Genomic DNA, 11,973 nt, shown 5'->3' on the forward strand with positions numbered 1-11,973 from the left:
CGGGGCCGCCGGGCGGGCGCGGCCGTCTCCTCGCAGTCGTCGTTCATCGAATTATGACGCGCCCTCGAAACCGGCGTCGGCGCGCGGCGGCGGCCGGTCTGACAGCACGGATTGTCACTATAGCAGCCCACCACCGGTTCAGCCCCGGGCGCCGTCTCCGGCCATCGCCGGCGCCCCGTGCAGACGTGCGTTGATGCGCGCCAGTCCGTCGAAACCGAGCACCCCCGCGGCCGCCCGCAGCTCCAGCCGGGCGAGCGCGTGGTCGTACCACGCCTGCTTGCGATCGGCGCGACGCTGGACGAGCGTGATCTCGGCGTCGATCACGTCCAGTATCGTGCGGTTGCCCAGTCGATAGCCGGCCCGGGCAGCCTCCAGCGCGGTCCGTCCCGAGTCGATGGCGCGCTCGAGCGCGGCCAGCCGGCGCCGGGTCGCGTCCACGTCGCGCCAGGCGTCGTTGATGTCGATGATCAGCTGCCGGCGTGCCGCGATCAGATCCAGCCGCACCTGTTCGGCCTCGTACTCGGCCTCGGCCACCGCGGCGCTGGTCGCACCGCCGGAGAACAGCGGCATCTGCAGCTGCACGCCGATCGAGCGGGTCTCGTCGATGAGATTGGCCTGACCGCCGCCGATGGGGAACAACTGCTCCTGGCGGCCGACGCTGCCGACCAGGTCGACGGTCGGCAGGTGACCACCGCGCTCGGCCGCGATGCGCTGGCGCGCCGCGCGCCAGCTCGCCCGCGCCGAGGCGATCCGGGGCGAACGATCCAGCGCGGTGACCAGCCAGGCCTCGCGGTCGCGCTGCGCCGGGCTTTCCGCCTCGGGCACCGCGGTGTCGACGTCGATGCCCGACAGGGCCGACGGCGACCGGCCGGTGAGCGCGATCAGCGCATCCCGGGCCGAGGCCAGCTCGTTCTCGGCGGTGATCGCGTCGACTTCGGCGCTGTCCAGGCTCGATCGGGCCTCCTGCTGATCGGTGATCGGCTCCAGGCCGGCCGAGTAGGCGGCTTCGGCCCGATCGAGCTGGCGCCGGATCGAGCGCCGCTGTTCGCGCGCGGCCCGCAGGGCGTCACGCGCGGCGAGCACGTCGAAATAGGACCGGGCCACGCGCACGATCAGATCCTGCTCGGCGACCGACAGCGAAGCGCGCGCCGCCGCACGGTCGGCGTCGGCGGCATCCTTTTCCTGCCAGGCGCGCCAGTTGAACAGCGGCTGGGTGAGATCAAGCGAGTAGGACTGCTGGTCGGAGGTGGTCGCGCCGTCGTCGGTGGCGAAGAAATCGGCGCCGGTCGCGCCGTCGTTCTCGGGGCGCTCGAAGGTCTGATCCTGGGTGACGGTCGAATAGCTCGCACTCGCCGAGAGCTGGGGCAGCAGCTGTCCGCGGGCCCGGCGATAGCGCGCCCCCGCGGCCCCGGCTTCGGCCTCGGCGCCGAGCAGATCCGGGTCGTTGCGCAACGCCTGCTCGTAGGTGTCGAGCAGATTCTGCGCCGCCTGTGCCGGCCCGGCCAGCACCAGCATCGCGCCCAGCGCCAGCGCAGCCGCCCGCGCGCCGCGTCTCATGCGGTGCGCCCCCGCCGCCGCTGCCAGGCGTCCCCGGCGCGGGCGCCGAGCACGAGCAGGCAAGGGGTCAGGATCAGCGTCAGCACGGTCGAGAACAGCAGCCCGCCCACGATGGCGGTGGCGAGCTGGGTCCACCACTGGGTCGAGGGCGCGCCGAAGGTAATCGAACGGCCGATGATGTCCACGTTCATCTGCAGCACCATGGGCAGCAGGCCCAATATCGTCGTCACGGTGGTGAGTATGACCGGACGCAGGCGCTCGGCGCCGGTCTGGCGCACCGCGTTCCAGGCATCGAGCCCGGCCGCGCGGTTCACGTTGAAGGTGTCGATGAGCACGATGTTGTTGTTGACCACGATACCGGCGAGCGCGATCACGCCGATACCGCTCATCACCACGCCGAAGGGCTGGCCGGCGACGAGCAGCCCGAGCAGCACGCCGATGGTCGAGAACAGCACCGCCGAGAGGATCAGAAACGACTGGTAGAAGCTGTTGAACTGGGTCAGCAGGATCACGCCGATGAGCGCCACGGCCACGCCGAAGGCCTTGGACAGGAAGGCTTCGGCGTCGCGCAGGTCCTCGTCCTCGCCCTTGAAGGCGATATCCACGCGCGGGTCCAGCCCGGCCGATTCCACGTGCTCGCCCATCCAGTCCCGCAGCGCGCCCAGGCGCTCGGCGACCAGCGCGTCCTCGGCGACGCCGGACTCGACCGTGATCGTGCGCTGGCCGTCGGTGCGCTCGATGCTCTCGACCTTGGGCGCGGGCACGCGCTCGACGAAGTTGCCGATCGGCACCCGGCCGTCGCTGGTCTGCACCCGCAGGGCGTCCAGGTCGGCCAGGGTGCGCGACGACTCCGGGAAACGCACCCGGATGTCGATCTCGTCGTCGGCGTCGTCGGGCCGGTATTCGCCGACCTTGATGCCCTGGGTGACCAGCTGGATCGCCTGGCCGATGGTGGCCACATCGGCGCCGAAACGGCTGGCTTCGGCGCGATCGACGTCCATGCGCCACTCCAGGCCCTGGGCGCTGCGCGAATCCTGCACGTCGGTGAACCCGCCGACCTCGGCCATGCCGCGCCGGACGAAGTCGGTGGCCGTTTCCAGCGCATCCATCCCCGGCCCCGCGATCTGGATCTCGACCGGCTTGGCCTGGGTCGGGCCCTGGGCCTGTTCCTGGACCTCGGTCTGCACGCCGGGAATGCCGGCGATGGCCGTGCGCACCTCGGCGAGCACGGCGTCGGCCGGCCGACGCACGCCCCAGGGCTTGAATTCCATCTGAATCTGGCCGATCACATCCTCCGCGGCGCCCTCGCGAAACGACGACTGGCCCGACCCCGTGCGGGTGTAGACCGACTCGAAGGCATCCATGGCCAGCACGCGCTCCTCGACCCGCCGCACCAGCCGATCCGACTCCGCGACCGACTGCTGGCCACGGGCATGGACCTGGATCACGGCGTTGTCGGGCGCAATGTCGGGAAAGAATTCCACGCCCTTGCCGAACGTGGCGTAGCCGACGATCGCGGCCACGAACAGCAGCACCGCGGCAAACAGGGTCTTGCCGGCGTGTCGGGCGAAGCGCTCGAGCGTGCGCACATAGGCGCCGGTGAAGCCGCGCAGTGGCTGGCCGGGCTGCCAGACCGCGGCGGCGCCGTCCGGGGCCGAGCCGCCGATGACCGCGCCGAGCGTTGGCACGAAGACCAGCGCCATGGCCAGCGAGGCCGACAGCACCGCGATCAGCGTGATCGGCATGTAGCGCATGAACTCGCCGACCACGCCCGGCCAGAACAGCAGCGGCGCGAAGGCCGCCAGCGTGGTCGCGGTCGAGGAGATGATCGGCCAGGCCATGCGCTGGGCGGCGTGCCTATAGGCCGAGGCCCGGGTCTCGCCCTCGGCGAGGAAGCGATCGGCCAGTTCCACCACCACGATCGCACCGTCGACCAGCAGCCCCAGCGCCAGAATGAGCGCGAACAGCACCACGATGTTCACCGACAGCCCGAGCCCGGCCAGCACCAGGATGCCGAGCAGAAAGGAGCCGGGAATCGACACGCCCACCAGCGTGCCCGCGCGCAGGCCCAGAATGCCCACGATCACGATCATCACCAGCACGATGCCGCTGACGACGTTGTTCTGGAGATCACCCAGCAGCCGGGTGACGTCCTCGGACTCGTCCTGCGAGAAGTTGACCCGGATGGCCGCCGGCCAGCCCTGCTGCATGTCGGCCACCGCCGCGCGCACCGCGCGATTGGTGTCGATGATGTTGGCGCCGATGCGCTTGGTCACTTCGAGGGCGACCGTGGGCTGGCCGTTGAGCCGGGCGAAGCTCTCGCGATCGGCGAAGGCCCGGCGCACGCTGGCCACATCGGCCACCGTGACCACCTGATCGCCCGCGCGCTTGACCGCGGTGGCCCGCAGCGCGTCGAGGTTGTCGATCACGCCGGGCACCTTGATCGAGAAGCGCCCCGAACCCGACTCCAGCGCCCCGGCCGGCACCAGCTGGTTGTTCTGCTGGACGGAGTTGAACACCTCCTCCAGCGACAGGCCGTAGGATTCCAGGCGCAGCGGATCGATGTTGATCTCGATCTGCTCCTCGCGGTCGCCGGCGATGTCGGCCTCGAGCACGCCGGGAATGGATTCGATCTCGTCCTGGGCGTTCTCGGCCAGGGTGACCAGCACCCGCTCGGCGACGTTGCCGTAGAGATTGACCACCAGCACCGGAAACAGCGCGACGTTGATCTCGTTGACGGTGGGCTCGTCGGTCTCGTCGGGCAGTTCCGACTTGGCGATGTCGACCTGGTTGCGGACATCGTCGAGGGCCGCGTCCGGGTCGAAGCCGGCCTCGAACTCGAGGATCACGCTGGCGTGACCCTCGGAGGCCGTCGCGCTCATCTCCTGCAGGCCCTCGATGGCGCGCAGCTCCTGCTCCATCGGCTTGACCAGCAGACGCTCGGCGTCCTCCGGCGATATCCCCTGATGCGTCATCGACACGTAGATCGTGGGGATGGTGATATCGGGCGAGGACTCCTTGGGGATGCCGTTGTAGGCGATCACGCCCGCGACCAGAATCACGATCAGACCGAGCACGACCGTGCGCGGCCGCGAGAAGGCGCTCGCGATCAGCGCGTTCATTGCGTGCCGGCGCCCTCCGCCCCCGCCGCCGCGGGGCGCTGGTCGCCGGCGGCAGCCTCGGCCTCCTCGACCACCCGCACGGCGTCGCCGGCGCGCACGAACCCCTGACCGCTGGTGATCAGGCGCAGATGCTCGGGCAGCCCCGACAGCCACAGCGTGTCCGCCGTGCTCCGCGCCACGCGCGCGGCGTGAAAGGCCACGCGGCCGTCGGCGTCCACGGTCTTGATGCCCATGCGGCCGGCCTCGTCCAGCGTGAGCAGATCCGCCGGCACCGCGTGTGCCTCGACCCGCTCAAGCGGCAGGTACAGCTTGGCCGAGGCCCCGGAGACCAGGCGACCACCCGGATTGTCGACCTCGAGTTCCACCGCATAGGTCCGGGTGGCCTCGTCGGCCTCGGTGGCGACGTAGCGCACGGTCCCCTCGACCGTCTCGCCGTCGATCAGGCGCGCGCGGCCGGACTGGCCGGTCTCGACGAACGCGACGTCACCCTCGGCCAGGTCGGCTTCGACCACGAACGGGTCCTGCTGGATCACGCGCGCGATCTCGTCACCCACCGCAGCGTAATCGCCGATCTCCACCGGCCGCGTCTCCAGCACGCCGTCGAAGGGCGCGCGGATGACGGTGTCGTCGATATCCTGTTCGACCTCGGCCAGCCGCGCCTGGGCGGCCTCCAGATCGGATTTCGCCTGCGCCAGATCGGTACGGGTCTGGTAGCCCTTCTCCGACATCCGGCGCACGGCCTCGTACTGCAGCCGCCGCTGCTCGACCACGGCGCGCGCCTCTTGGCGGGCCGACACGCGGTCGGCCAGGGCGATGCGCACCAGCACCTCGCCCGCCTCGACGCGGGCGCCGCGCCGGGCTTCCACGGCCTCGACCCGGCCCGCGGTCTGGGCCCGGAGCGTGACCGCGCGGTCTGGCGCGGTCTCGCCGTTGAGTTCGACTTCGCGCCAGACCGGCTCGGCGGTCGAGTCCCGCACCGCCACGCTCACCGGGCGCGCCTCGGTCTCGGCCGGGGCCGGGGCATCGGCCGCCGGCTCGTCGCCGCCGATCATGCCCGAAGCCAGCCAGGCCGCGAGCGCGGCCACGATGGCGGCGACGATCCAGATCGGGCGCACCGTCGGCGCCTTAGCCATGACCGTCACCCTCCGGCGGTCCTCGATCGTCGCGACGCAGCCGCTCGATCAGATCGCGGGTGTGATCGCGCGCGGTGTCAACGAACCGGTGCATGTCGACCAGCCGGCTCTGCGCGTCGCGCCAGTCGTCGGGCAGATCGCGCTCGGCGGTGGCCAGCGCATCGCGCAGTGTGGCCATGCGCTCGACGTAGCCTTCCAGCATCGGCAGATAGTGGCGATCGGCCAGGCGGTAGTAGTCCTGCCTGTCGCCGGGGCGGGCCGTGGCCTCGAGCACGCCGAGGTCGCGCAGCACCCGGGCGTTGGTGCTGACGCTGGCACGGGAGACTTCCAGCGCTTCGGCGAGGTCCGCGAGACTCGCCGGCCCGCCGTGGAGAATGAACCAGCCGAGCATGCGCCCGGCGATGCGCGGCAGGCCGTCGGCCTGCGCGGACAGGCCCATGCGTTCGATGAACACGGAGACGGCGGCGGGCGGATCGGTCGGCATGCGCGCAGCCTATGCGGTCGCCAGCGTTCAATCAATACTGAACGCTCCGAACGACCCTCGTAAGAATCCGGATTGATCCCACCCCCGGGGCGACGGCTACGGTCGAGTTATCGATTTCATGCATTGCATCCGACGACGAGGCACCTATGGATCTCGTTTCCATGGCAGGCGACACGCTCTACACCATCGCGGGGATGGGCTGGAAGATGCTCTGGGCGCTGGTCCTCGGCTTCGCGATCTCCGGCGCGGTGCAGGCGTTCGTGCCCAAGCGCCGCATGGCGCAGGTCATGGGCGACGACCGCCCCGCCTCACTGGCGCGCGCGGGCTTTTTCGGCGCGATCAGCTCTTCGTGCTCCTACGCCGCGGCGGCGATGAGCCGCAGCGTCTTTCTACGCGGCGCGCACGTCACCGCGGCCCTCGCCTTCATGATCGCGGCCACCAATCTGGTCGTCGAGCTGGGCTTCGTGCTCTGGTCGCTGATGGGCTGGCAGTTCGTGGTCGCGGAGTTCGTCGGCGGCGTGGTGCTGATCGCGATCATGGCGCTGCTGATGAAGGCGTTCGGCCCGATCGCGGCCTTCGAGCGCGTGCGCGAGTCGGAATCCGATGACCAGGCGGATGATGCCGGCGATGTCCCCAGCCCGTTGAGCCTCGACGGCTGGCGCACGGCCGCGGCGCGCTTCGCCATGGACTGGTCGATGATCTGGAAGGACATCGTGATCGGCATCGTGGTCGCCGGTACCATCGTCGTCTGGGTGCCGCAGAGCTTCTGGCAGGCGGTGTTCCTGTCCTCCGGCGACGGCGTGAGCTGGCTGCAGATGATCGAGAACGCGCTGGTCGGACCGCTGGTCGCGGTGGTCAGCTTCGTCTGCTCGGTCGGCAACGTGCCCATGGCCGCAGCCCTGTTCAACGGCGGCATCTCCTTCGGCGGCGCGCTGGCCTTCATCTACGGCGATCTGATCGTGATCCCGATGCTGCTGGTCTATCGCCGCTATTACGGCACGAAGCTGGCCGCGCAGCTCGGCGTCCTGCTGTATGTCGCGATGGTGCTCACCGGCTTTCTGATCGACGTGGTCTTCACGCTCGCCGGCTGGGCGCCGGATGCGGCCGCGACCGGCGTCGGCTCGATGGAGTTCTTCAAGCTCGACTACACCTTCTGGCTGAACCTCGTGTTCGGCGTCGTGGGCCTGGGACTGTGGTATCTGTCGCGTCAGGCACCGGCAGCGCACTGCGCACACCACGGGCACTGAAGCGGGGCGACGGCCGGGGCCGTTCAAGGAACCGAAAACGTACGGATCGTACAATGGTGCTCCCGCCTCGCCATCGTCACGCCGTTGAAACGCCGCCGCAGCCCCTACGACGCCATCGACCCCGCCCAGCTGATCGCCCGCGACTGGCTGGCACTGTCGCGCTCGCGCCTGGCCAACGAGCGCACGCTGCTGGCCTATATCCGTACCGCCGTGGCCCTGGCCGGGCTGGGCGCGATCGTGGCGAAGTGGTTCGAGCACGATGCCGCGCTCGCGGCCGCGATCGTGATGGTCGCCGCCGGCGTGCTCACGGCGCTGTTCGGCGTTCTGCGCTTTGCCACCGAGGAGCGCCGCCTGCGCCCGCTCGAACGCCGCGCCGAAAACGACGACCACCCCGGTCCCGGCTGAGCCCATGTCCGACCGCGACGACGCCCGCCCGTTCGACGGTGTGATCTTCGACTGCGACGGCACCCTCGTGGACAGCGAACGGCTCAACGCCCAGGGCATGGCCGACCTGTTCGCGCACGATCACGGCATCGAGCTCGATGCCGCGGCGATCGAGGCCGAGTTTCGCGGCGGCCGCTTCGAGACCATGATCGACACCCTGGCCGCGCGCCACGGGATACGCGTGGCCGACGACTTCACGCCCCGCTATCGTGCCTACATGATCGAGCTGTTCGGCCAGGCGCTGCAGCCGATGCCGGGCGTGCACGCCGCGATCGAGGCGCTCGCCGAGCGCGGTCTGTCGCTGTGTGTGGCCTCCAGCGGCCCCGAGAAGAAGCTGGCCGCCGCACTCGCCGCCACCGAGCTGGCCGGCTATTTCGGCGAGGCCGTGTTCAGCGCCTACCCCCTCGGCGTCTGGAAGCCCGAGCCGGACCTGTTCCTGCACGCCGCCGATGCGATCGGCGTCGCCCCCGAACGCTGTGCCGTGATCGAGGACAGCGACGCCGGCGTCGAGGCCGCGCGGCGTGCCGGCATGCGCGTGTTCGGCTACGACCCGCACGGCGCGATCGGCGCCCATCCCCAGGCCGTGCTGACGCGTTTTTCCGACTATCGCCGCCTGCCCGATCTGCTGAGCGCCGGGGCGTAGCCCCACTCACGCTTCGCACGCCCGCGCGTTGAATTCAGCGCGCGGCCACCGCATCGGCCCGCTCGGTGGCACGGCTATCGTGGCGCCCTGCCCGCGTGCGTGCCGCGAGCCTTTACGACAACCCACGCTGCGCGCGCTTCGACCTCTCGCTGCTTGCAATATTCGATCTTCCGTATATTCTAAATTTCGAATATACGGGGAGCCGCATCCATGAGCGATACCGAGCGAACCTATAACGTCCTATTCCTGTGCCAGCACAACAGTGCGCGCAGCATCTTCGGCGAGGCGCTGCTCAACGGCCTCTCGCATACGCATCTGCGCGGGTTCAGCGCCGGCAGCGAGCCGGGCGAACACATCCACCCGCTCGCCGCCGAGCTGCTGACGTCCATGCGGATCGCCACCGACGCGCTTTACCCGAAACACTGGGACGTGTTCAAGCGCGACGACGCCCCGACCATTGATTTCGTGTTCAGCGTCTGCGACGTCACGCTCGGCCAGACGTGCCCGACCTGGCCGGGGCGCCCGGTCACGGCGCACTGGGGCATCGACGATCCGTCCCAGATCGCAGGCGAGGAGGCCAGACGCCGGCAGGCATTTCGCAAGGCGTTCTACGCCATGCGCGCGCGTATCCAGCTGTTCGCCAATCTGCCGATTGCCTCGCTCGACCGGTTCCGGCTGCAGGCCGAGGTCGATGCCATCGGCCGCGTGGATGCCAGCGACACGGCCGGGGCCGAGGCATGAGCGCGCCCGCTGCGACAGAACATTCGGCCGTCGCGCCGGCGCCGGAAGCCGTCTTCCAGGCCCTGGCCGACAGCACGCGCCTGCGCTGTCTGGCGTTGATCGTGACCCACGGCGAGCTGTGTGTCTGCGAACTGGTGCACGCGCTGGAGCTGTCCCAGCCCAAGATCTCGCGCCATCTCAAGCTGCTGCGCGAGACCGGGTTGGTAGCCGACCGCCGCGAGCGTATCTGGGTGCATTACCGCCTGGCCGACACGCTGCCTTTCTGGACACGCACGACACTGGACGCCGTGGTCGCCGAACACGCCGACAGCCCGCCGTTCGCCGATGACGCCCGCCGGCTGGCTCATATGGCCGACCGCCCGGACGGGCGCTGCAGCAACTGATCCGCCCCGTTTGTCAAGGACTTTCGATGAATATTCTCTACCTGTGCACCGGCAACAGCTGCCGCTCGCAAATGGCCGAAGGCTGGACCCGGCATCTGGGCGGCGACGCGATCGCCGTGCGCTCGGCCGGCCTGGAGGCCCATGGCCTGAACCCGAACGCGGTCGCGACCATGGGCGAGGCCGGCGTGGATATCTCGGGCCAGCAGTCGGCGATCCTGGCCGACGCCGATCTGGACTGGGCCGATCTGGTGGTCACGGTCTGTGGCCACGCCGACGAGCACTGCCCACTGCTGCCGGCCGGCACGAACAAGCAGCACTGGCCCATCGACGATCCCGCCGGGGCCACCGGTAGCGCGGCCGAGGTCGCGGCCGTGTTCGCCGGCACGCGCGATCGTGTTTGCGAGCACGTACGCGCCCTGCTCGCCGAGCAAAGCGCCACCTCGCGCTAGCCCGTCCCCGGCCGTGCCGCGGCCGGCCCGTCTCGTTGTCCAGGATCGTTCATGACCGTCATCGCCATTCTGATCTTCGTCGCCACGCTGACGCTGGTGATCGCCCAGCCGCGCGGGCTGGGCATCGGCTGGAGCGCAGCGGCCGGCGCGCTGGTCGCGCTGGCCACCGGCGTGGTCGGGTTGTCCGACGTGGCCACGGTCTGGGGGATCGTCTGGAACGCGACCTTCACGTTCGTGGCGATCATCCTGATCAGCCTGACGCTCGATGAGGCCGGGTTCTTCGAATGGGCGGCGCTGCATGTGGCCCGCTACGGCGGCGGGCGCGGCCCGCGCCTGCTGGTGCTGGTGATGCTGCTGGGCGCGCTGGTCTCGGCGGTATTCGCCAACGACGGGGCGGCGCTGATCCTCACACCGATCGTGTTCGAGATGCTGCTCGCGCTCGGGTTTTCGGCCGGCGCGACGCTGGCCTTCGTGATGGCCGCCGGCTTCATCGCCGATACCGCCAGCCTGCCGCTGGTGATCTCGAACCTGGTCAATATCGTCTCGGCGGATTTCTTCGATCTCGGCTTCGGCCGCTATGCGGCGGTGATGACGCCGGTCTATATCGTCTCGGTGCTCGCCTCGATCGGCGTGGTCTATGCCTATTTCCGGCGCGATATCCCGGCGCGATTCGACCCGAGCGACCTGCGCGAGCCGCAGTCCGCGATCCGCGACCCGGCCGTGTTCGCCGCCGGCTGGTGGGTACTGGCCCTGCTGCTGGTCGGCCTGTTCGTCGCCGAGCCGCTGGGCGTGCCGGTGAGCGCGGTCGCGGCCATCGGTGCGGCCGTGCTGCTGGCGGTCGCCGCCCGCGGGCACGTGGTGGACAACGTCAAGGTCATCCGCGGCGCGCCCTGGGATATCGTGGTCTTCTCGCTGGGCATGTATCTGGTGGTCTACGGCCTGCAGAACGTGGGCCTGACCGCCCAGCTCGCGGGCGTACTCGATCTGCTGTCGAACCAGTCGCTGTGGGTGGCGACCGTGGGCACCGGCTTTCTGGCCGCCTTCCTGTCGTCGATCATGAACAACATGCCGACGGTGCTGGTGGTGGCCCTGTCGATCGATGCCAGCCAGGTGTCCGATCTCACCCAGCAGGCGATGATCTATGCCAATGTCGTCGGCTCGGATCTCGGGCCCAAGATCACGCCCATCGGCAGCCTCGCCACCCTGCTCTGGCTGCACGTGCTCGCCCGCAAGGGCCTGACCATCGGCTGGGGCCAGTATTTCCGGATCGGCATCGTGCTGACGGTGCCGGTGCTGCTTGCCACCCTGACCGCGCTGGCCGGCTGGCTGGCAGTGCTGGGCCAGTGACTGTCCTAGACCGCGAACCGATATCGACATGCCCATGAACGACCTGCCCAATCTCGACCCCGAACACCTGACCGTACGCGCCGACGCGACGCCCAGCGCTAGCGATCATGCGCCGCGTATCCTGCTGCTGTACGGCTCGCTGCGCGAGCGCTCCTACAGCCGGCTGCTCACCGAGGAAGCCGCCCGCCTGCTCGAGGCGTTCGGAGCCGAGACACGCATCTTCGATCCGCACGGCCTGCCGCTGCCCGACGAGACCGACGCCGAACACCCGAAAGTCGCCGAGCTGCGCGAGCTGTCGTTCTGGTCGGAGGGCCAAGTCTGGTGCAGCCCCGAGCGCCACGGCAACGTCTCCGGCGTATTCAAGTCCCAGATCGACTGGCTGCCGCTGTCGATCGGCGGCATGCGCCCGACCCAAGGGCGCAC

12 protein-coding genes are annotated in these 11,973 nt (G+C 69.8%); 8 read left to right on the plus strand and 4 right to left on the minus strand.

All coding sequences use genetic code 11. The annotated features are described in order from the left end of the window. Positions 1–138: 138 nt before the first annotated feature. Genes SAHL_RS06400 through SAHL_RS06415 form a run of 4 tightly spaced genes read right to left on the minus strand, consistent with a single transcriptional unit; the run spans position 139 to position 6,296 of the window. Positions 139–1,557 carry a TolC family outer membrane protein gene (locus SAHL_RS06400; protein WP_245968416.1) on the minus strand — a complete coding sequence of 473 codons (1,419 nt, stop codon included), beginning with the start codon at positions 1,555–1,557 and terminating at the stop codon, positions 139–141. After that, on the minus strand, positions 1,554–4,679 hold the full coding sequence (locus SAHL_RS06405) for an efflux RND transporter permease subunit (protein WP_123590573.1): 3,126 nt from the start codon (positions 4,677–4,679) through the stop codon (positions 1,554–1,556). The genes SAHL_RS06400 and SAHL_RS06405 overlap by 4 nt, the downstream gene beginning before the upstream one ends. Further along, a complete protein-coding gene (locus tag SAHL_RS06410) occupies positions 4,676–5,812 on the minus strand; it encodes an efflux RND transporter periplasmic adaptor subunit (protein WP_123590574.1) in 1,137 nt (378 codons plus the stop codon). The genes SAHL_RS06405 and SAHL_RS06410 overlap by 4 nt, the downstream gene beginning before the upstream one ends. Continuing rightward, positions 5,805–6,296, minus strand: coding sequence for a GbsR/MarR family transcriptional regulator (locus SAHL_RS06415; RefSeq protein WP_123590575.1), 492 nt, complete (start codon positions 6,294–6,296; stop codon positions 5,805–5,807). Before SAHL_RS06415 ends, SAHL_RS06410 begins: the two co-directional genes overlap by 8 nt. A 146-nt stretch (positions 6,297–6,442) precedes the next feature. Here SAHL_RS06415 and SAHL_RS06420 point away from each other — a divergent pair, with 146 nt between their 5' ends. From SAHL_RS06420 to SAHL_RS06455, 8 genes are all read left to right on the plus strand, one after another. After that, entirely contained in the window at positions 6,443–7,543 is a 1,101-nt protein-coding gene (locus SAHL_RS06420; RefSeq protein ID WP_123590576.1) for a permease, read from the plus strand. 84 nt (positions 7,544–7,627) lie between these two features. Then, positions 7,628–7,948: a DUF202 domain-containing protein gene (locus SAHL_RS06425; RefSeq protein ID WP_123590577.1), complete on the plus strand. Its 321-nt coding sequence runs from the start codon at positions 7,628–7,630 to the stop codon at positions 7,946–7,948. A gap of 4 nt (positions 7,949–7,952) precedes the next feature. Further along, positions 7,953–8,630 (plus strand): HAD family hydrolase, encoded by a 678-nt coding sequence (locus SAHL_RS06430; protein ID WP_123590578.1) that lies wholly within the window; start codon positions 7,953–7,955, stop codon positions 8,628–8,630. A 210-nt stretch (positions 8,631–8,840) separates the two neighbouring features. Then, complete coding sequence (locus SAHL_RS06435; protein WP_123590579.1) at positions 8,841–9,371, plus strand: arsenate reductase ArsC; 531 nt, start codon at positions 8,841–8,843, stop codon at positions 9,369–9,371. After that, entirely contained in the window at positions 9,368–9,754 is a 387-nt protein-coding gene (locus tag SAHL_RS06440) for a metalloregulator ArsR/SmtB family transcription factor (RefSeq protein WP_123590580.1), read from the plus strand. Before SAHL_RS06435 ends, SAHL_RS06440 begins: the two co-directional genes overlap by 4 nt. Positions 9,755–9,780: 26 nt before the next feature. Continuing rightward, positions 9,781–10,203 (plus strand): arsenate reductase ArsC, encoded by a 423-nt coding sequence (locus tag SAHL_RS06445; protein ID WP_123590581.1) that lies wholly within the window; start codon positions 9,781–9,783, stop codon positions 10,201–10,203. Between the two features lie 51 nt (positions 10,204–10,254). After that, entirely contained in the window at positions 10,255–11,550 is a 1,296-nt protein-coding gene (locus SAHL_RS06450; RefSeq protein ID WP_123590582.1) for an arsenic transporter, read from the plus strand. A gap of 34 nt (positions 11,551–11,584) precedes the next feature. Next, positions 11,585–11,973, plus strand: a 389-nt coding sequence (locus SAHL_RS06455; RefSeq protein WP_184947430.1) for an NAD(P)H-dependent oxidoreductase, incomplete at its 3' end; no start/stop codon positions are given.

Origin of the sequence: Salinisphaera orenii subsp. halophila YIM 95161 (assembly GCF_003732545.1) — a bacterium.
GTDB classification, from domain to species: domain Bacteria; phylum Pseudomonadota; class Gammaproteobacteria; order Nevskiales; family Salinisphaeraceae; genus Salinisphaera; species Salinisphaera orenii_A.